The organism is Enterobacter genomosp. S, assembly GCF_001631805.1.
GTDB classification, from domain to species: Bacteria; Pseudomonadota; Gammaproteobacteria; order Enterobacterales; family Enterobacteriaceae; genus Enterobacter; species Enterobacter quasihormaechei.
The window spans coordinates 64,623-83,024 of the sequence record NZ_LVVA01000020.1 but is presented as its reverse complement, the minus strand read 5'-3'; the positions used below and the strand labels follow the sequence as shown (position 1 = coordinate 83,024).

20 protein-coding genes and 1 pseudogene are annotated in these 18,402 nt (G+C 54.2%); 12 read left to right on the top strand and 9 right to left on the bottom strand.

The window, feature by feature from the left end:
- Positions 1-48: 48 nt before the first annotated feature.
- Positions 49-1,230 (bottom strand): aldo/keto reductase, encoded by a 1,182-nt coding sequence (locus A3466_RS15560; protein ID WP_063451310.1) that lies wholly within the window; start codon positions 1,228-1,230, stop codon positions 49-51.
- Between the two features lie 46 nt (positions 1,231-1,276).
- The gene (locus A3466_RS15555; protein ID WP_063451309.1) at positions 1,277-2,263 is read right to left on the bottom strand and encodes an aldo/keto reductase; all 987 of its coding nucleotides are present in this window, start codon (positions 2,261-2,263) and stop codon (positions 1,277-1,279) included.
- A gap of 212 nt (positions 2,264-2,475) precedes the next feature.
- Between A3466_RS15555 and A3466_RS15550 the strand changes: the two genes are divergently transcribed.
- Entirely contained in the window at positions 2,476-3,384 is a 909-nt protein-coding gene (locus A3466_RS15550; RefSeq protein WP_063451308.1) for a LysR family transcriptional regulator, read from the top strand.
- Between the two features lie 27 nt (positions 3,385-3,411).
- Here A3466_RS15550 and A3466_RS15545 read toward each other — a convergent pair whose 3' ends face one another.
- The gene (locus A3466_RS15545; protein WP_063451307.1) at positions 3,412-4,311 is read right to left on the bottom strand and encodes a LysR family transcriptional regulator; all 900 of its coding nucleotides are present in this window, start codon (positions 4,309-4,311) and stop codon (positions 3,412-3,414) included.
- Between the two features lie 139 nt (positions 4,312-4,450).
- On the opposite strand from A3466_RS15545, the gene A3466_RS15540 reads away from it, so the two are divergent.
- The 10 genes from A3466_RS15540 (at position 4,451) to A3466_RS15495 (ending at position 11,983) form a co-directional block, all read left to right on the top strand.
- Positions 4,451-4,756, top strand: coding sequence for a hypothetical protein (locus tag A3466_RS15540; protein WP_045910563.1), 306 nt, complete (start codon positions 4,451-4,453; stop codon positions 4,754-4,756).
- 11 nt (positions 4,757-4,767) lie between these two features.
- Positions 4,768-5,457: a type 1 glutamine amidotransferase domain-containing protein gene (locus A3466_RS15535; RefSeq protein ID WP_015705388.1), complete on the top strand. Its 690-nt coding sequence runs from the start codon at positions 4,768-4,770 to the stop codon at positions 5,455-5,457.
- Positions 5,458-5,541: 84 nt separating this feature from the next.
- Positions 5,542-6,489 (top strand): aldo/keto reductase, encoded by a 948-nt coding sequence (locus A3466_RS15530; protein WP_063451306.1) that lies wholly within the window; start codon positions 5,542-5,544, stop codon positions 6,487-6,489.
- Positions 6,490-6,591: 102 nt separating this feature from the next.
- Entirely contained in the window at positions 6,592-7,626 is a 1,035-nt protein-coding gene (locus A3466_RS15525) for an amidohydrolase family protein (protein ID WP_063451305.1), read from the top strand.
- Between the two features lie 149 nt (positions 7,627-7,775).
- On the top strand, positions 7,776-8,348 hold the full coding sequence (locus A3466_RS15520) for an NAD(P)H-dependent oxidoreductase (RefSeq protein WP_063451304.1): 573 nt from the start codon (positions 7,776-7,778) through the stop codon (positions 8,346-8,348).
- A gap of 2 nt (positions 8,349-8,350) precedes the next feature.
- The gene (locus tag A3466_RS15515; RefSeq protein ID WP_063451303.1) at positions 8,351-9,370 is read left to right on the top strand and encodes an aldo/keto reductase; all 1,020 of its coding nucleotides are present in this window, start codon (positions 8,351-8,353) and stop codon (positions 9,368-9,370) included.
- 38 nt (positions 9,371-9,408) lie between these two features.
- Complete coding sequence (locus A3466_RS15510) at positions 9,409-9,786, top strand: DUF1330 domain-containing protein (protein WP_063451302.1); 378 nt, start codon at positions 9,409-9,411, stop codon at positions 9,784-9,786.
- Positions 9,787-9,822: 36 nt separating this feature from the next.
- Positions 9,823-10,428, top strand: a complete 606-nt coding sequence (locus A3466_RS15505; RefSeq protein ID WP_120286599.1) for an NAD(P)H-dependent oxidoreductase — start codon at positions 9,823-9,825, stop codon at positions 10,426-10,428.
- Positions 10,429-10,468: 40 nt separating this feature from the next.
- Positions 10,469-11,164 carry a putative quinol monooxygenase gene (locus A3466_RS15500; RefSeq protein ID WP_074161047.1) on the top strand — a complete coding sequence of 232 codons (696 nt, stop codon included), beginning with the start codon at positions 10,469-10,471 and terminating at the stop codon, positions 11,162-11,164.
- Positions 11,165-11,179: 15 nt separating this feature from the next.
- Entirely contained in the window at positions 11,180-11,983 is an 804-nt protein-coding gene (locus A3466_RS15495; RefSeq protein WP_063451301.1) for a carboxymuconolactone decarboxylase family protein, read from the top strand.
- 302 nt (positions 11,984-12,285) lie between these two features.
- Here A3466_RS15495 and A3466_RS15490 read toward each other — a convergent pair whose 3' ends face one another.
- From A3466_RS15490 to A3466_RS15480, 3 genes and pseudogenes are all read right to left on the bottom strand, one after another.
- Positions 12,286-12,771 (bottom strand): GNAT family N-acetyltransferase, encoded by a 486-nt coding sequence (locus tag A3466_RS15490; RefSeq protein WP_063451300.1) that lies wholly within the window; start codon positions 12,769-12,771, stop codon positions 12,286-12,288.
- A pseudogene (locus A3466_RS15485) lies at positions 12,759-13,047 on the bottom strand (DUF1778 domain-containing protein). The gene A3466_RS15490 and the pseudogene A3466_RS15485 overlap by 13 nt, the downstream one beginning before the upstream one ends.
- Positions 13,048-13,112: 65 nt before the next feature.
- The gene (locus tag A3466_RS15480) at positions 13,113-14,027 is read right to left on the bottom strand and encodes a LysR family transcriptional regulator (protein WP_063451298.1); all 915 of its coding nucleotides are present in this window, start codon (positions 14,025-14,027) and stop codon (positions 13,113-13,115) included.
- Between the two features lie 126 nt (positions 14,028-14,153).
- Here A3466_RS15480 and A3466_RS15475 point away from each other — a divergent pair, with 126 nt between their 5' ends.
- Complete coding sequence (locus A3466_RS15475; protein WP_063451297.1) at positions 14,154-15,536, top strand: DHA2 family efflux MFS transporter permease subunit; 1,383 nt, start codon at positions 14,154-14,156, stop codon at positions 15,534-15,536.
- A gap of 12 nt (positions 15,537-15,548) precedes the next feature.
- Here the strand turns inward: A3466_RS15475 and A3466_RS15470 are convergent, their stop codons facing one another.
- From A3466_RS15470 to A3466_RS15460, 3 genes are read right to left on the bottom strand one after another with little or no spacing between them, the layout of a single operon-like run.
- Positions 15,549-16,544, bottom strand: a complete 996-nt coding sequence (locus A3466_RS15470; protein WP_063451296.1) for a DUF2891 domain-containing protein — start codon at positions 16,542-16,544, stop codon at positions 15,549-15,551.
- Between the two features lie 9 nt (positions 16,545-16,553).
- Entirely contained in the window at positions 16,554-17,540 is a 987-nt protein-coding gene (locus tag A3466_RS15465; RefSeq protein ID WP_063451295.1) for a DUF979 domain-containing protein, read from the bottom strand.
- Positions 17,537-18,259: a DUF969 domain-containing protein gene (locus A3466_RS15460; protein ID WP_063451294.1), complete on the bottom strand. Its 723-nt coding sequence runs from the start codon at positions 18,257-18,259 to the stop codon at positions 17,537-17,539. The genes A3466_RS15465 and A3466_RS15460 overlap by 4 nt, the downstream gene beginning before the upstream one ends.
- Between the last annotated feature and the right edge of the window lie 143 nt (positions 18,260-18,402).

The window sequence follows — 18,402 nt, the reverse complement described above, 5'->3', positions numbered from 1 at the left end:
ATAGCACTGAGGGAGACTTTACCTGCAGTCTCCCTGTGACAGCAGGTATTAATTTTTATCAAACTGACTTTCGGTAAACGGATCGGCGCGACCGCCCTGCAATGGGATTTTGGCAAGCGCCGCATCGATTTCGCGTAGCTCACTGTCCGTCAACCGGACTTGCGGTGCACCGCTGTTTTCTATTAGGTGCGGATATTGCGTCGTACTCGGGATAGGGACAATCCAGGGCCGCTGCGCCATCACCCAGGCCAGCGCGAACTGAACCGGAGTGGTGTTTTTGCGACGGGCCCACGACTGTGCGAATTCAAGCAGCACCATGTTTTTGACCAGTGCATCGGGCTGGAAGCGTGGCAGGTTATGCCGCCGATCGGTGCTGTCGAACCGCTGGCTTGGATTGACTGCCCCGGCAAGGAAACTCCGGGCGGTCGGGCAGTAAGGTACAAAGCCGATACCCAGCTCTTCGAGCGTTGGAAATATCCGCGTCTCCGGTTCACGCCACCACATGGCATACTCACTCTGTACTGCAGTCACAGGGAGTACCGCATGTGCGCGGCGGATTGTCCTGGCACTCGCTTCCGACAATCCCCAGTGTTTCACTTTACCCTCCTGGATCAACGCCTTCACGGTTTCCGCCACATCCTCAATCGGCACATTCGGATCGGGGCGATGTTGATAAAGCAGATCGATGTGGTGCGTTTTCAGACGCTTTAGCGAACCCTCTACGGCGCGGCGGATATGGTCAGGATGGCTGTTGAGGGAGGTTGGCTTCCCCTCCTCCACGCCGAAACCGAACTTAGTGGCAATCACCACACGATCGCGAACGGGGGCCAGTGCTTCCCCGACAAATTCTTCACTGAGATGGGGACCATACACCTCGGCAGTATCAAAGAACGTAATGCCTTGTTCGAAGGCGGCCCGGATGAGCGAAACCATGGCTTTACGATCGCGCGGACCACCGCCGTAATACCCCACCATAGGCAGACACCCGAGCCCCATGCTGGATACCTCCAGCGAGCCGAGTTTACGCGTGGTTAAGGTCTCCTTCTGGACGGGAACAGCATCCGAAGGGGCTTTCGACGTGTCCTGACCAGCCGGGTTCGCCATCACTGCTCCGCTACTGCCAAGAGTACTAGCGGCCAACGCCAGACCGGCGCCGGCGATCAGAAAATTGCGACGATCCCGGGAAGCGGGTACAGAAGCAGAATGCTGGTCATGCATCATCTTGCTCATAAACTGGGACTCCCTTAAGCGAAGAAAGGATTCATTAATTTGGTGATTACCAGGCATAAGCCTGGGGCGCTTCTCCCCCGGGTCCGGGCCAGATTTCGTCGAGACAGCTCATTGTGTCGTCTGATAGCGTGATTGTCGTTGCGTGAAGCGCCTGATGGAGTTGTTCGACCGTACGAGGCCCTATAAGTGGAGCAGTAACGACAGGATTCTGCAGGAGCCACGCAAGCGCCACATCGGAAGGGGTTTCGCCGAGGTCCTCACATAATCCTTCGTAGGCTTCCAGCTGCGGACGGTGCTGTTCAATTAGACGGGCAAACGCGGGCCTTGCACGGCGCCCGCTTGCCATCTTCTTCAGTGCGCCACCAAGCAACCCTCCTGCAAGTGGGCTCCAGGGAATCAGTCCCAGGCCAAAATGGCGGCATGCGGGAATGACCTCCAGCTCAACAGTTCGGGCAGTCAGATTGTAGAGACTTTGCTCAGCAGCCAGGCCAAGGGAATGACGGGCCGTGGCAACTGACTGCGCAGTCGCAATGTCCCAGCCCGCGAAATTGCTGCTACCGATATAAAGCACTTTTCCCTGCTGAACAAGGAGTTCCATGGCCTGCCAGATCTCTTCCCATGGCGTATAGCGATCGATGTGATGCATCTGATAGACGTCAATATGGTCGGTCTTAAGCCGTCGCAAACTGTCCTCGCAGGCCTTGCGAATATGGTAAGCAGAAAGACGGCGATCGTTCGGACCTGGCCCCATTGGCTGATAGACTTTCGTCGCCAGAACGATACTGTCTCGCCGGCCACCCTGCTGGAGCCAGCGACCAATGATCTCTTCGGACAGCCCCGAGCCTTGCTGGATATCGGGTGATTGTTCAGTGCCATACACGTCTGCTGTATCAATGAAATTTATACCCGCCTCAAGCGCTTCATCCAGAATGCGGGCGCTGGTTTTCTCGTCGGTGACGTCACCAAAATTCATGGTTCCGAGACAAAGGCGGCTGACTTTCAGGCCGGTGCGGCCAAGATGCGTATAGTTCATACACGGCTCCGTTAGGTGAATGTTCCGCCCTGACCGACGGCCAGAGCGCATAATTTTCAAGAATAACGAAGCACAACGTGTTCAGTGAGAGGCGATGAGTGGATGGACTTGTGAAAAAAATTCAGCAACGGATGAGCGCTAATCGGTCTATGGTGTATATCATTTCCGTATCAATACATTCGGGCCTTAACGCACAAGGAAAACGATTCTGTATGCAAATAAGCAGAGCTGATGTCGCCGATCTCATTTATTTCATGGCTATTGCACGTCATCGCAGTTTCAGCCGTGCGGCGATTGAATTAGGTGTCAGTGCATCAGCGCTTAGTCATGCCCTGAAGGGACTGGAAACCCGGCTCGGGGTTCGCCTCCTTAATCGCACGACCAAGAGCGTTACACCTACGGCTGCAGGTGAAGAACTGGTTCAGTCGGTCCTTCAGCCTTTCGACAAGATAGAAGGCGCGCTTGAATCGCTTAACCGGTATCGTAATACCCCTAGCGGACGTATCCGCATCAATGCTGCCGTTGAAGCGGCCAATCTTTTGCTTGCGCCGGTTATGCCCGCATTTATGGATCGCTATCCCGATATTGAAATCGATATTGTGGCCAGCAACCGTATGGTTGACGTCACTGATGCGGGCTTCGATGCCGGTATCCGCTATGGTGGCACCGTCCCGGAAGACATGGTTGCCCGGCGTTTATCTGCCGATATTCGCTGGGTTATCGCAGCATCCCCCGACTATCTTGAACGCTACGGAACGCCTGAACATCCTGATGATTTATTACACCATCGCTGTATAAGCAATCGTCTCGGCGACGATCGGATTTATCGCTGGGAACTTGAGCGAGACGGCGAAACGTACCAAATCACTGTGCCAGGCTCTGTGACGGTCAATCAGGCTGAAACGGGCCTTGTGGCCGTATTAGGCGGAGCCGGCCTGATGTATTTTCCGGAGCCTCTTGTTGCACCCTATGTGAAGGATGGACGGCTCCGCCTGGTGCTTACGGAGTGGTCCCCGCTGGAGGAAGGTTTTCATATCTATTATTCAAGCCGCCGGCAATTGCCGACCGGGCTTCGCCTTCTGATTGAGTTCATACAGGAGGCCCGGCCGCTGGGGTTGTGAAATAGCGCCTCCATACTGAACGAGGCGTTATCGTCCCGTAGCGGATATCAGAAAATCAATCAGGGCCTTAACTCTTTTCGTTTTGCCCGCGTTTTTGGGGTAATAGAGATACACTGGCGGGTAGGTTTTCCAGTAGCTCTCCATCACGGGTATAAAGCGCTCCCTGTCCGGCTGTAACTGCAAGATGGGTTCAAACAAACGTCCGATTCCCAGGCCGTTACGGATCCCGTCTGCCATAACGTCAATATCGTTGCTGATTAACTGCCCGGGCATCTCAACCGTCAACTGCTCTCCGCGATCGTTCAGAATCAACGGAAGGATGCGGTTGTTAGTAATAAAACGGTAGCCAATCAGCTTGTGTTGACTGAGGTCAGCCGGCACCTCGGGCATTCCATGCTCGCTGATATAAGCTGAGGATGCATACAACCCTTCACGAAAGGGTTTCATTAACGGCCGCGCCACCACCCCACCTTCGAGGATATCGCCAAAACGGATCCCAAGATCAAAACGCTCTTCGATAACATTCACGGTACCGTCGTAAACCGAAATTTCAAGCTTTATACCCGGATATTGCTGACAGAATTTCGCCATTGCAGGCTTAAGAATTAACAGATAGGCAAAACGCGAGAGCGTGATTCGCACGATACCAGAGGGCTCCTGATTCTGGTCGCGAATGCTTTCAAGCGAATTTTCCAGCGACTCCACCGCCGCAGCGGTCTGTTCCAGCAACAGCTGCCCGGTTTCCGTCAGCTCAATACGGCGGGTCGTACGCACAAAAAGCGGATGGCCAATATGATCTTCCAGCAGCTTAAGCGCATTGCTGACGGAGGGAGGCGTAATTTCCAGTTTTCTTGCGGCTGCCGAAATATTGCCCTCATGTGCAATGCTCTGAAAGATCCGTATCTGGTTATACAGGGCGTTATTCATAATGTGTTCCTAAAGCAATCTCCGCCTGATTATTAAGTACAGTCTAAAGATGCTTAAGTCAATGCTCCTCTAATCTTCGTGAAATTCGCCTCTTATACTTTTATCTCTTTCTACAACGACCTGAGTTCAGGAGACTATGATGCGAATTTTATGTCTGGATATCCCCGCACCTGGAGCATCGCTGGAAAAATATGCTCCACACCTTAACGCTGAAGCGCTACACGCCTGGGGATTGTATAAATCCGGCTTCATCCGCGACATCTACTTCCGTCAGGACAGACCTGGCGTCGCTATTTTTCTTGAATGTGACTCTGTCGATGAAGCGATGAACGTAATGGCCGAATTCCCGCTGGCAAAAGCTGGCTTATTAAGCTTTGAGTGCATTCCGCTTGGCTCCTTTATTAACTGGGAAAATCTCTTTGCCGCTGAATTTAAAAATAAATAGTGAGGCCCGATATGAAACCTGCAGATAAACCCGTGCTGTGTGTCGTTTCCAGTCATCCGATTAAAGGCGCATCCGGTGTACCAACCGGTTTTTTCCTGGCTGAGCTGACGCATCCGCTGAAAGTACTGGAAGATGCCGGACTAAAAACGACGATAGCCAGCATTCGCGGGGGACAGCCGCCGGTGGATGGATTTGACCTCAGTGACTCTGTCAACGCCTGGTTCTGGAACGAAACCGATTTTCAGCAGCGCCTGGCCACAACGCCTGCGTTATCTGAGCTGAACGGTTCCGATTACAGCGCTGTTTTCTTTGCGGGCGGGCATGGAACCATGTGGGATTTCCGCGACAGCCATGATGCCCAGCGTATTATCCGCGAAGTGTATGAAAGTGATGGGATTGTCTCAGCCGTCTGCCACGGGCCTGCGGCACTGGTTGACGCAAAGCTCAGCAGCGGCGAATACCTGGTGAAAGGCAAAAACGTGGCGGCCTTTACCAACAAGGAAGAGGAAGAAGTTCACACCACAGATGTGGTTCCCTACCTGCTTGAGACTGCACTCCGCGAGCATGGCGCGCTTCATCATGAAGCCCCGAACTGGTCTGAAAACGTGGTTACCGACGGACGCCTTATCACGGGGCAGAATCCCGCTTCAGCGCACGGTGTCGGTGTGGCGCTGTTAAATGCCCTCCGCCAGCCAACTTAATTCATTCATCTGTCTTTCATCGTTACTCACCCTCTTTGGCCGGTTTACGTCAGCAACGTTCCGGCCTTTTTTCAGGAGCTGAATATGAAAACTCTTCCTCCAGTCGCGCTCGGCACATGGTCCTGGGGCACAGGCTTCGCCGGTGGCGACACCGTCTTCGGCAATCATCTTTCTGATACTCAGATGGCAGACGTGTTCATCACGGCCATGAGTAAGGGTCTCAACCTCTGGGATACCGCAGCAGTATATGGCATGGGGAGTTCCGAGGCAGCGCTGGGAACATTAGTCCGTCAGTTCCCCCGCGAGGATATGATTTTATCCACCAAATTCACGCCGCAGATTGCGAACGAGCAGTCTGCACAGCCTGTCAGCGATATGCTTGAGGCCAGCCTCGGACGCCTGGGCGTGGACGCGATTGATATCTACTGGATCCATAATCCCCTCGACGTCGAAAAATGGACGCCAGGACTGATCCCACTTTTACAAAGCGGTAAGGTAAAACGCGTAGGTGTTTCCAACCACAATCTGGCACAAATCAGACGCGCCAACGAAATCCTTAACGCTTCCGGTTATTCCCTCAGTGCAGTACAGAATCACTACAGCCTGCTTTATCGCGCCTCTGAAGAGGCCGGGATCCTTGATTATTGCCGACAAAATAACATCACGTTCTTTGCTTACATGGTCCTGGAGCAAGGCGCGCTCAGTGGTCGTTATGATTCAAATCATCCCATGCCTGCCGGGAGTGGCCGGGCCGAAAGTTATAACGCAGTACTGCCGCAGATAGAAAGACTAACCGCCGCCATGAAAAAAATGGGAGCCGAAAGGAATGCCAGCGTGGCACAGATAGCCATCGCATGGGCTATTGCGAAAGGTACCCTTCCCCTCGTTGGTGCGACTAAAGTCCATCACGTTCTGGACGCCGCCAGCGCTTCAGATATCCAGTTACGCGATGAGGAAATCAGCCTGCTTGAACAACTCGCCGCAGAGACCAGAGTGGATACACGAGGCGCCTGGGAAAAACCGATGGTGTAAACCCCGTCCGGAACAGGCTGTCATGAATGTCACTCACGAGCGGGCTGTTCCGGGCGCTCCTGATCTGCATCACTTCTACCGCTTTGTATGAAGGCTAAGAATATGAAAATCATTTGCCTCGAAGAACATTATCTCGACAGCGAGTTAGGGCGAGCGTGTATGCCCGTTGCGCTTGAGCAGGCGCCTTTCCTTGGCGACTGGGGGAAAACCGTCCCTGATGGTCATAATCCTGACCGAAGCCGGCCGCAGATTGAAAAGAATGCGCTGATAAACCAGAAAGGCGCTGATTTGGGAAGCCGCCGCCTCAGGGATATGGATGAGGCGGGAATTACCCTGCAGATACTCTCTGTGGGCGGATTCCCCCAGCTGGCACCCGAGGATGAAGCGGTAACATTAAATACGGCGGCAAACGATCGCCTTGCCGGGGCGGTAAGAAATCACCCGGATCGCTTCGCGGCATTTGCCACACTTCCCTGGGCACAGCCGAAAGATGCTGAAAATGAGCTTGTCCGCGCAGTTGAAAAACTAGGATTTAAAGGAGCACTGCTGAATGGCAGACCCTCTTCATGCTTTCTCGATCATCCTGACTATGACTCCCTGCTTTCCCGCTTTAATAAACTGAATGTGCCACTCTATCTTCATCCCGGGTTACCGCTTAAAAGCGTACAGCAGGCCTACTTCACGGGCTTCAGCGCAGAGGTCAACGCCAGGCTTTCTATGTTTGGCTGGGGCTGGCATCACGAAGCGGGGATCCATTTGTTGCGGCTGATGTTATCGGGCGCATTTGATAAATATCCCAACCTGCAGGTAATCAGTGGCCACTGGGGGGAGATGTTACCCTTCTGGCTCCAGCGTCTTGATGACAGCCTACCACTGGCTGCAACGGGTCTGTCACGCACGCTAACGAGAACCTTCCAGGAACACGTTTACGTTACCCCGTCAGGTATGCTGACACTGCCGCACTTCAAGTTTATCTACGAGTTAATGGGGGCAGAAAGGATCCTGTTCTCCGTCGATTATCCCTATCAGACCCTGGACGGTGTAAAAACCTTTATAGACAGTCTGCCCGTCAACAAGGCTGAAAAAGAGGCCATCGCATTTCGCAATGCAGAACGTTTACTGGGCATCACGGCGTAGTTCACGGGTTCGTGATGACCGGTACAATGTGAACAGTTGACCATTATTAGTTTTTGTCTAAAAGTGAATGAGTCTTTACTGCTCTAAAAAAAATAATGGTGTCACTCTATACTGGGTTAAATATTCACAAAGACATTTAACCCATTGAAATGAAAAATATCCTTGTTATTTCAGGTCATCCTGAGCTGAACCATTCCGTCGCCAACGCCACTATCCTCGATGAAGTGGCGAGCGCCCTTCCCGATGCTGAAATTCGTCGTCTGGACTGGCTCTATCCGGACGGCAAATTCAACATCGCCGCGGAGCAGGAAAGCCTGCTCAGGGCCGATGTGATTGTCTGGCAGTTCCCTTTTTCCTGGTATGGACTGCCCGGGTTAATGAAACAATGGCTGGACGAGGTCTTTGTCCACGGTTTCGCGCATGGCTCAACGGCGAAACTGGGCGGTAAAAAGCTGATCCTCTCCTTCACTACAGGGGCGCCACAGGCGCTCTATACCGCTGACGGTTTCTTTGGCCATCCCATTGAAGCGTATCTTATTCCGTTCGAGACCACAGCAAAGCTGTGCAATCTTGAACTACTGGCGCCGGTTTATACCTGCGGTATCAGCTATGCCGATCGGGATGCCGACAAACTCGCGCAGCAAAAAGCGCTTGCCTGGGAACACGCTTCAAGGCTTGTCGATCTGCTCAATTCCGTCGTGAATAATCCAGAGGGAGAATAAAGATGCAGTATACCCGGCTCGGTAAAAGTGACTTACTGGTCTCCCGCATCTGTATGGGATGTATGGGATTTGGCGACCCGTTAACGGGCCAGCATCGCTGGACGCTGGACGAAACAGCAAGCCGGGACATTATCCGCTACGGTCTCGAAAAGGGTATCAATTTTTACGATACCGCTATCGCCTATCAGAACGGCTCCAGCGAGCGGTACGTTGGCCGGGCGCTGCGGGAGATGGCAAAACGCGAGGACGTGGTACTGGCCACCAAGTTTCTGCCGCGGACCGCCGCGCAAATTGCCGGGGGGATCGGCGGAAAAGAGGCAATAGCCCGATCGCTCGACCAGAGCCTGCAGAATCTGGGGATGGAGTACATCGACCTCTACATCTACCACATCTGGGATTACAACACGCCAGTTATTGACGTGCTTGAAGCGCTTCATGCCGCCGTTACTGCGGGCAAAGTGCGCGCTATTGGTATTTCCAATTGCTATGCCTGGCAGCTTGCGAAAGCGAACGCCCTTGCCGAACGCGAAGGGCTGACGCCCTTTGTCTCCGTGCAAAGCCACTACAACCTGATTATGCGTGAAGATGAACGAGAGCTCTTCGGGCTGTGCGCTGAAGATAATATCGCCATGACCCCCTATAGCGCGCTGGCCAGCGGTCGCCTCTCCAGGAAAGAAGGCCACACGCGGCGATCCACCGAGGATGATTATGCGCGCGGGAAATATGACAGCACGGCTGAACAGGATCGGCTCATTATTGAGCGTGTAGCTGAACTTGCTGAACGACATCAGGTGTCCATGACGGAAATATCTCTCTCCTGGCTGCTGACAAAAGTCACCTCACCTGTCGTAGGGGCCACAAAAAAAGATCACGTCGATGGCGCGGTAAACGCCGTAAATCTTCAACTAAACACGGAGGAAATCCGGTTTCTGGAAGAAACCTACCAGCCGCACGTTCTGACGGGGATCATGGCGCAAAACACGCCGCAAACGAAAGACGCCAGGCAGGTCTGGACGCGGTAGCCCTTATTCACTTTCATGAAAGCTTATGAGGAGGAAGGATGATTTTCAAAACAGTGGTAGCCACTCTTTTCACCCTCTCCGGGCTCGCGTCAGCCCTGGCAGCAACGCCTGCTTATTACATCGCAGAGTTTCAGGCGACCGATCTTGACGCTATCAAACCGTACAGCGCTCAGGTTGAATCCACCTTCAGACCTTTTGGTGGACGCTTCATCGTCAGAGGAGGTGAACCCGATGTTAAAGAAGGGTTTGGAGCACAGGGCAGACTGGTTGTAATCAAGTTTGAGAGTCTCAAAAATGCCCAGGACTGGTATAGCTCGGCCGCGTACCAGAAGATCATTCCTATCCGACACCGTGCCGGCAATTCGCGAACCTATATCGTAGAAGGATTGCCAGAACGGGCTCCTGTTACACCATAGCGTTTTACAATCCTGTTAAGACAAAGGAGGTTTATGATGGTGTTACTTCAGCGCAGAGCAGCAGCATTGTTTTTGTTTGCCTTTATCTTCCTCATGCCCGTTAGTCATGCTCATAGCCGTGAAAAGACCGACATTAAAACGCTCGTTATCGTCTCTCACCCTTATCCGGAACGCTCAGTTCTGACAAAAGGGCTGCAGGAAGCCGCTGAGAGTCTGGAAGGCGTGACGGTTCGCAACCTTGAGACGCTGTATGGCTATGACACACGTCGGATTAATGGCGACGCTGAGCGAAAAATGATGCGTGAGCACAGGCGTGTTGTTTTTATCTTCCCGACACACTGGTTCAACATTACACCAATGATGAAGGCCTGGCTGAATGAAACCTGGGGAAGTGTCGGACCCGGTCTTTGGCAGGGAAAGGAGATGTTTATTGTCAGTACGGCTGCGGGGGGAAGCTCCACTTACGGGCCGGACGGCAGGATCGGGGTATCGCTTTCGGATGTGTTTTTACCGATGAAGGCAAGCGCCCTGCATGCAGGTATGACGTGGCTTCCTCCCCTGGTCTTTGAGAGCGCCAGCAGCGATCGGTTACCTTCTTACCAACACCAACTTATAGAACGTCTTAAACAGCCATTTCAGTAAAAGGATCATCGTGAAAAAGACTCTTATGCTTTTAATTTGCATGCTAATAAGCAGCCCTGTCTTTGCAATAAAGCTGGACGCGCCGGATAAGGTAGTGATGAATATCTTTGAGCTCGGCGTCAGGCCCGATCGGGACAAAGATTTTGCAGACGTAGCCAGACAGACGATTTCCGCTTCGGTTGATCATGAAGCAGGTACGCTGGCGATGTATGCCCTGCAACGCAGCGACAATCCACGTCAGGCATTCATGGTCGAACTCTATGAAAATGAGAGTGCTTATCGCAAACATCTCAATGCCGGCCCATACAAAGCATTCGCTGCTCGTGCACCTGACATTATTGACAGGAAAAATAAAATCGCCCTGGAGCCACAGTTTCTGGGCGATAAACACATTATACCGAATGAGCGAACCATCAATAATCTGGTGATCGTCGAGGTAAAGCCTGAATTTCAGAGCGAATTTAAAAACATCGTCCTTCCTGAAATGGCCGAGTCGCTCAAAGTAGAGAAAGGCGTGTTAGCCATGTATGCCGGTACAGATTCAGAGACGCCAAACCGCTGGTATTTCTATGAGATTTACGCCAGTGAGGAGGATTATCAACTGCACCGACAAACGCCGCACTTCCTGGATTATCTCAGGCAAACGGCGCATATGAGCGCCAGGAAGGACGCTATCCCGGTAAAACCGGTATTTCTTCGTAACAAAGGCGGAATCAAACAGGATCCGCAACGTTGACCAGTAAGGACTAACATGAAAAGCGTACTTGCAGCGGCGGCCATGTCGCTTGTTATTTCTGATTTTGCCAATGCTGAGGAAACAAGAGGTAACGCTATGATGAAAATTGAACCTTCAGCGATCTCGGAATCTGATATTCGTGCCGTCTCACCGGCTCTCGCACGCTTTGGTCGCGAAGCGATTACTGAAGATCTGTGGACACGCGACGCCCTCTCGCCCAGGGATCGTAGTGTGGTAACCGTCGCCATGCTGATAGCCCGCAACCAGCCTGCCGAGCTTAAGCACTATCTTGACGTCGCTCTCGATAGCGGCGTGACGCCAGCGGAATTATCAGAAATCATTACCCATCTGGCGTTCTACTCAGGTTGGCCAAATGCAATGTCAGCCGTCGGCGTGACCAAAGCGGTTTTTGAATCTCGCGGCGTCACGGCAGATGCACTTCCTGAAGCTTCTCCGGACCTGCTTCCCCTCAATCAGGAAGCAGAGAAGCAGCGTTCAGAGACGGTGGAAAAAAACGTGGGCCCAATATCTCCAGGCCTGGTTAAATTCACTGCCGATCCACTCTTCCTGGATCTCTGGCAAAGACCCGCGCTGAAACCCCGCGACAGAAGCCTGGTTACGGTCAGCGCGTTAATCGCATCCGGACAAAGTGCGCAGATTGGCTATCACCTCAACAGAGCGATGGATAATGGACTTTCTGCCGAAGAGGCCGGAGAGATAGTTACCCAGGCCGCGTTCTACGCTGGCTGGCCAAACGCATTTACTGCTGCTCCGGTTGTCGGAGAGGTGCTAAACAATCGATCATCGAGTAAAAGGTAATATTACTGAACACTAAAACCTGACGCACATCACAAAATTAGAACGAACAGTTCATGAACCAACAGGCGTGACATCGAGTGATTTATGGACAGCGTTTAACACAGTTATGAACCAAAACTGAGTTCATAACTGTGAGTTTGAATCGCCATTTGATTTATATCCATTTAAAACAGTTTGTTATACTGTTTCTGGTGCTGTCGTAAATTATGTATATTCCTCAAACCCAGAATAGTTAAATGCGATATCCTAAAGCTTATCCCCAATCCTATGAGCTCCTCACATTCACCCCTTCCCCTTTATCTCTACTGAGGAAGTCTCAGAAACAGTGTCCGTTCCTGAATCTGCGATGCCCTGAAACCATGGTGAATATAAAAAGCTTTGGCTTCCTCAGTCAGTGCATGAACCATGATCGCCCGTACGCCGATGTTTTCTGCCACCCGATAACAGCGTAAAACCGCATCATGGAGCAAATCGGCTCCCAACCCCTTTCCACGTAATGAGACATCGACTGCCAGACGGGCAAGTACAATCACGGGAATGGGATCCGGCATGTTACGCCGTAGATTACCGGTCGCTTCCGTATGGTTAACGCTGCCGGTAGCCAGTGAGTAATAACCCGCTACCTGCTTCGTGCCAGTTTTACAAACAACGAACGTTCGGGCTGCGCCGAGCGCCTGGTTTTTCAGACCTCTTTGTTTTATCCATTCATCAAGCACGGCTTCCCCACTGAAGAATTCCGCCAGTTGATGGACGCTGGTTAAAGGCTCTGGTGCGGTTACACGTCCCACTGGGGTTTCCTTGCCAGCAGTTTTTCTAAGGCAGGATCGTCCGCGACCGGGGCATCGAGCATATCAATGAACTCGGCATACTGTTCATCGTTAAAATTGAATACACGTCGATCGAGGATCACATTCTCGGCCGCCTGGCAGGCCATCTCCAGAATGAAGTCCGTACGTGATTTATGGAGGATCTCTGCGGCGGCATCGATAAGCGCCCGCTGAGATTCTTTGGCTCTAAGGTTGAGCTGAACATCTGATTTCATGGGAACACCTCTTGTATAGCATTTGCTTTACAAGAATAGCATAGGCGTTGTGTATAGCAATCTCTATACAAAATCATACGAAAGCCGTTAACGGTAAGATCTGCGCTCACCACATATACCAAGAATTGTCTCTCTCAGCCAGCGATGGCCAGGGTCGCGTTCCATTCGCGGGTGCCACATCTGCGACACCGTTATACGTCGGCTTTTGAACGGCAGTTCGAAAACGTGAACCTGGTCCGTTACCTGCTGATTAAGTAAATAGAGCGCGGGTATCATGGCGATAAGATCTGATTCCAGCGCCACGGACAGTGCCGTCGGAAATCCCGGTACGACGCTTGCGATTTTACGCTTCATCCCCAGCCCGGCCAGCGCATCGTCCACGGATCCGTGCAATGTACCCTCGGGTGACGCCACCACATGGCCCCACGAGACATAGTCGTCCACGCGTATGTCTGCCAGGGAAGCCAGCGGGTGTCCTTTACGCACCACGCCCACAAACCGATCCTCAAACAGCCGTTGCAAACGGATTTCAGGCCCCATATTGCTCTGGACGCCAATCTCCAGATCGACCAGTCCTTCCCGTAGATAGCGCGACGTCTTTTCCGGCTTGGGTGCAAAGCGTATACAGACGGCCGGCGCGGCGTTGGCCACAGCCGCTATAAGCGCAGGCCCAAACGCCACCACAAAACCATCGTTTGCCCGGATGGTGAAAAGGCGCTCCAGAGTTTCCACGTTGAACGTTTCGGTTGAGGGCTGCAATACCGCCTTGGCCTCGTACACCGCGCGCCGGGCGCGATCCCGCGTTGCTTCGGCCCACGGGGTCAGGACCATGCTTCGTCCGGCGCGTACCAGAATCGGATCGCCTGTGACGTCACGTAACCTGCTCAGCGTGCGGCTCATGGCCGAGGTGCTGAGGTTCAAACGACGTGCCGCGCCTGCCACGCTCGCTTCACTCAGCAGTATGTCGAGCGCTATTAGCAAATTAAAATCCGGATCGGACATTTCCCCTCCTCCCTGCAAATTCGGATAAGGCGTTTCATGCAACGATAAAGTGCAAATGGTGCGCCTTCCGCCCGGTAAAAGCCATCTTTATAGTTTTGTCATCCCAATAATCTTTCAGAGGACAACATGACGACGCTTTTTTCCAGTCAACCCGGCGACGAAGGACTGCCTGGCCCGGCGCGCGCACGGGTGATGGCCGCAGTCATGACCACCACGTTAATGGGCGTGTTTGATGGCACCATGATCAATATTGCCCTGCCGACTATGGCTCAGGATATACAGGTATCTGCCAGTTTTGCCGTCTGGTTCGCCAACGGATATTTACTGGCGGCTGCGATGTCGCTGGCGATATTCGCGGCGCTTGCGGCCCGCCTGGGTTACCGCCCCGTATTTCTCGCAGGCCTGACGACCTTTACCCTGACGTCACTGGGCTGCGCGCTGGTGAATTCCCCGGCAGCGCTCATCGGTATGCGTGTACTTCAGGGGATCGGCGGCGCAGCGACGCTGAGTATTGCCCCCGCGATATTGCGGTCCGTGTTTCCTGGACGATTGCTTGGCCGCGTTCTTGCGCTGCACGCCCTGCTCATCGCCTTCAGCTCCGCTATCGGGCCGGTATTGGGCGGTACAATTCTTCATATGCTGAGCTGGCAATGGCTGTTTGCGATAAACGTTATTCCGGGCGCTCTCGCCTGGTATCTGGCTGTCAAAGCGCTGCCGCGTGACGCAGTTCGAAATCAGGCGCCCTTCGATACACCGGGGGCAATATTGTCGGCGCTGCTGTTGGGCTCGACGATCGTGGCGGCGAACAGTTTCCAGAATGCAGAACAGCACATCACCAGCCTCTGCTGGTCGGCGCTCGCCGCGCTAAGCGGCATCGCCTTTGTCTGGCAGATCCGCCGCTCGGCTAACCCATTATTGCCGCCTGCCATCTTCAAAAATGAACGTTTTACCCTCGCGGCGCTTACGTCGATGATGGCGTTCGTCAGCCAGGGGATCGCCTTCATTGCCCTGCCGTTCCTGCTTCAAAGCGTCTATGGCTTTAGCTCGCTCGTCTCTGCCCTGCTGTTTACGCCGTGGCCGTTGGGGATCGTGCTGATTGCACCGCATGCAGGCCGGTGGGCGGACACGATTTCCGCTCCGCCGATCTCCACTCTCGGGCTGATGATTTTCGCGGTGGGGTTGGGGCTACTGGCGACGCTGCCTGCCAGCCCAGCCATGTGGGACATCTGCCTGCGGTGCCTGGTGTGCGGTATGGGGTTTGGCTGCTTCCAGAGCCCCAATAACCGGGAGATGCTCTCAAACGTTACGCGTGACCATGCGAGCTTTGCTTCAGGCGTTTTGTCCATCATGCGGACGTTCGGACAGTGTCTCGGTGCAGCGGTTGTAGGAGTTATGCTGACAGCAGATGGAAGATCCGTTCATACTGCATTGTGGATCGCCACGGCAGCCTCAGCGGTATCCGTATTGGTTAGCGTAAGCCGGTTACGGTCGCTGAGGCTGATAAAATGAAACCAGGCTGGGCTACTCCAGCGCCAGTAGCGCAAAGCTCGCCAGCCAGTGTCCGCCGCTGTAGTGACTGCCGACGACATGCTCCACGCTTGCCGAAAGATGGCGCGCAACGGCATCGCGTAATGCCTGCCGGGCACGATGATTCTCCGGTAAGGCACGGGCAATGTGCTTCATGCACCACGCGCGGCTGAGGTTAAGCCCGTCCAGGTGTGCAATTTTCGGATCGGTGCGGTCGCTCACCTCTGCCGGATGCATCAGCGCTGCAACGGACGCGATTTCGGGCAGGAACGCATCGAACCAGGCCGGGAAATCCTCCGCCACCTTACTCATCAGCAGGGCCTCGGTCAGTGCCCCGGAGATATATTCGTCGCCGCCCGGCTCATAATGTGCCGGATAATGCGTATCCGCGAGATAAAACCGCGTCGACGCGTCCAGGATGGCGTGCTCAAGCGTGTCGTCGTTCACCGCGCGGGCATAGTCGAGCCCCAGCGCGAGGGCAAACGCCGTGTTGTAGTGCGTCCCGACGCGGATCGGATAGGTAAGCTTGCTGAGGTAATCCACCAGCCGCTGGCGAATGTCCAGGGTTAACGGTTGCAGCGTCTGGTACCAGCGCTCCGCCTGCGGCAGCGCCGATTGTTGCAGCTCCTGCGCCAGCGCCAGCAGCCAGCCGTAGCCATAGGGCCGTTCAAACGACGCGCGGAACGGCGCGGTAAAATAGGCCAGCTCCTTCGCCACCTTCTCATCGTTCAGGTGTTCGTCGAACAGCGCGATAATCTCCTCCCGACACGGCAGTTCGGGATAGAGACGCAGGCAGCGCAGCAGTAACCAGTAGCCATGTACAGCCGAATGCCAGTCGAAGCAGCCGTAAAATATCGGATGCAGCTCGCGAGGCGGCAATACGTCACCGTCGTCGTTGAGCAGGTGCATAATGTGGTTCGGGTATTCCTGACGTAAATAGGTCAACGGCATTCTGGCGAAGGCGTCAGCCTGATGTTGCGTTAATTCCATAGCGGCTCCTTAGCGAAACACGAGGAAATACATTAAGAACACGTTCACCACCAGCAGGGTTAACGCGGTCGGGATCTGGATCTTGATGACCTGATATTTGTCTTTTAGCTCCAGCAGCGCGGCGGGCACGATGTTGAAGTTAGCGGCCATAGGCGTCATGAGCGTGCCGCAGTAGCCCGCATACATGCCGATAGCCAGCAGCGGCGCCGGGTTACCGTGATGAACGTTAATCAGGAACGGCAAGGCAATACCGGCGCTCAGCACCGGGAACGCCGCAAAAGCGTTACCCATGATCATGGTAAACAGCGCCATCCCCACGCAGTAAATCACCACCAGCATGAAGCGGCTGTCCGGGTTCACAAACAGGCTGACCACCTTCTGCACCGATTCACCGGTATTGGCCACCACAAACACCCCACCCAGCATGGCGAGCATCTGCGGCAGGATCACCGCCCAGCCGATGGTGTCGACCAGCCGACGAGACTGACGAATCGCGTGCAGCGGCGTGCCTTTCGTCAGCCACCAGCCGGTGAGGATCGCCGCCACGCAGGCCACGCACAGCGCCGCCAGGGTGAGCTGTTTCTGGTCGAGCAGGTAAACGCCGCCGATCGAGACGCCCTTCAGGAACAGCGTCCCGATCACCGTCACCACCGGGATCATCAGCGCGGGTAAAAACAGCCAGTTTTTTAGCCGGTTCGACGAGGAAACGCGCTCCTCCTCGGTAGCCATTTTATAGTGCCCCTTCCCGACCAGCCCGAAACCGGCCAGCAGCGCGATCACGATCACGGCGCCGCCAATAATGCGATACGCCAGCGACCTGCCCAGCTCCTGCACCATCAGATCGCCAAACAGGAAGATCCCGCCGAAGAGGAACCAGAACAGCGCGGTCGTAAAGCGTTTCGGGTTGGCGCGATCGCGAAGGGTCATGACCACCAGCAGCATCACGACGAAGCCAATCAGGTAGTACACGCGGTTAATGGTGATGAGCGTCATCATGATGCGATCTCCTGCGTGCCCTGCTCTGCTTTCCAGGCCATCACGTCGCGACGAATGCTGGCGTCAAGGCGCAGCAGGCGTGTCATATGGATAATCAGGGCCGCGATGGCGGTCGGGATGGCCCACAGGCCGATATGCAGCGGCTCGATCCCCTCGATCCCGTTCTCCTTGAGGAAGGCGTCAATCAACAGCACCGCGCCGAAGGCAATAAAGATATCTTCCCCAAAGAAAACCGCGATATTGTCGCAGGCGGCGGCATGGGCTTTGATTTTGTCGCGAATGTGCTGCGGCAGGTCGCCGTATTCATTCAGCGCGGCCCCTTCCGCCATCGGCGCCAGCAGCGGACGCACCGTCTGCGCATGGCCGCCCAGCGACATCAGCCCAAGCGCAGCCGTCCCTTCGCGGGCGACAAAGTAGAGCATCAGGATACGCGCCGAGGTGGCGCTGGCGATCTTCGCCACCCAGGCCTGGGCGCGCTCTTTCAGCCCGTAATACTCCAGCAGGCCAATCACCGGCAGGATCAGGATGAAGGTGGCAAGCGATCGGCTATTCACAAACTTTTCGCCGAAAGTTTCCAGCAGCATGCCGAAATCCATGCCAACCAGCAGGCCCGTCGCCAGCCCCGCCACCACGACAACCAGCAGCGGGTTGAAACGCAGTGCAAAACCAATAACCACCACCGGAATCCCGATAAGCGGCAACAGTGTAGAACTGTCCATAAACGTTACCCTATCCAAAGTGAGCGTTGCGCGCCGACGGCTATTTTTTATACTTCGCAGCAGAGCGAAGCCGGTGCATTACGGCGCGCGATGTTGTGTTTTGCGTCAGGCTCCGCAGAACCTGCACTAAAAAGCTATATCTG

What these genes read in the sequence shown, in the direction of transcription:
- A3466_RS15560 (WP_063451310.1), bottom strand. Translation starts at nt 1,230, where the DNA reads ATGAGCAAGATGATGCATGACCAGCATTCTGCTTCTGTACCCGCTTCC.
- A3466_RS15555 (WP_063451309.1), bottom strand. Translation starts at nt 2,263, where the DNA reads ATGAACTATACGCATCTTGGCCGCACCGGCCTGAAAGTCAGCCGCCTT.
- A3466_RS15550 (WP_063451308.1), top strand. Translation starts at nt 2,476, where the DNA reads ATGCAAATAAGCAGAGCTGATGTCGCCGATCTCATTTATTTCATGGCT.
- A3466_RS15545 (WP_063451307.1), bottom strand. Translation starts at nt 4,311, where the DNA reads ATGAATAACGCCCTGTATAACCAGATACGGATCTTTCAGAGCATTGCA.
- A3466_RS15540 (WP_045910563.1), top strand. Translation starts at nt 4,451, where the DNA reads ATGCGAATTTTATGTCTGGATATCCCCGCACCTGGAGCATCGCTGGAA.
- A3466_RS15535 (WP_015705388.1), top strand. Translation starts at nt 4,768, where the DNA reads ATGAAACCTGCAGATAAACCCGTGCTGTGTGTCGTTTCCAGTCATCCG.
- A3466_RS15530 (WP_063451306.1), top strand. Translation starts at nt 5,542, where the DNA reads ATGAAAACTCTTCCTCCAGTCGCGCTCGGCACATGGTCCTGGGGCACA.
- A3466_RS15525 (WP_063451305.1), top strand. Translation starts at nt 6,592, where the DNA reads ATGAAAATCATTTGCCTCGAAGAACATTATCTCGACAGCGAGTTAGGG.
- A3466_RS15520 (WP_063451304.1), top strand. Translation starts at nt 7,776, where the DNA reads ATGAAAAATATCCTTGTTATTTCAGGTCATCCTGAGCTGAACCATTCC.
- A3466_RS15515 (WP_063451303.1), top strand. Translation starts at nt 8,351, where the DNA reads ATGCAGTATACCCGGCTCGGTAAAAGTGACTTACTGGTCTCCCGCATC.
- A3466_RS15510 (WP_063451302.1), top strand. Translation starts at nt 9,409, where the DNA reads ATGATTTTCAAAACAGTGGTAGCCACTCTTTTCACCCTCTCCGGGCTC.
- A3466_RS15505 (WP_120286599.1), top strand. Translation starts at nt 9,823, where the DNA reads ATGGTGTTACTTCAGCGCAGAGCAGCAGCATTGTTTTTGTTTGCCTTT.
- A3466_RS15500 (WP_074161047.1), top strand. Translation starts at nt 10,469, where the DNA reads ATGCTAATAAGCAGCCCTGTCTTTGCAATAAAGCTGGACGCGCCGGAT.
- A3466_RS15495 (WP_063451301.1), top strand. Translation starts at nt 11,180, where the DNA reads ATGAAAAGCGTACTTGCAGCGGCGGCCATGTCGCTTGTTATTTCTGAT.
- A3466_RS15480 (WP_063451298.1), bottom strand. Translation starts at nt 14,027, where the DNA reads ATGTCCGATCCGGATTTTAATTTGCTAATAGCGCTCGACATACTGCTG.
- A3466_RS15475 (WP_063451297.1), top strand. Translation starts at nt 14,154, where the DNA reads ATGACGACGCTTTTTTCCAGTCAACCCGGCGACGAAGGACTGCCTGGC.
- A3466_RS15470 (WP_063451296.1), bottom strand. Translation starts at nt 16,544, where the DNA reads ATGGAATTAACGCAACATCAGGCTGACGCCTTCGCCAGAATGCCGTTG.
- A3466_RS15465 (WP_063451295.1), bottom strand. Translation starts at nt 17,540, where the DNA reads ATGATGACGCTCATCACCATTAACCGCGTGTACTACCTGATTGGCTTC.
- A3466_RS15460 (WP_063451294.1), bottom strand. Translation starts at nt 18,259, where the DNA reads ATGGACAGTTCTACACTGTTGCCGCTTATCGGGATTCCGGTGGTGGTT.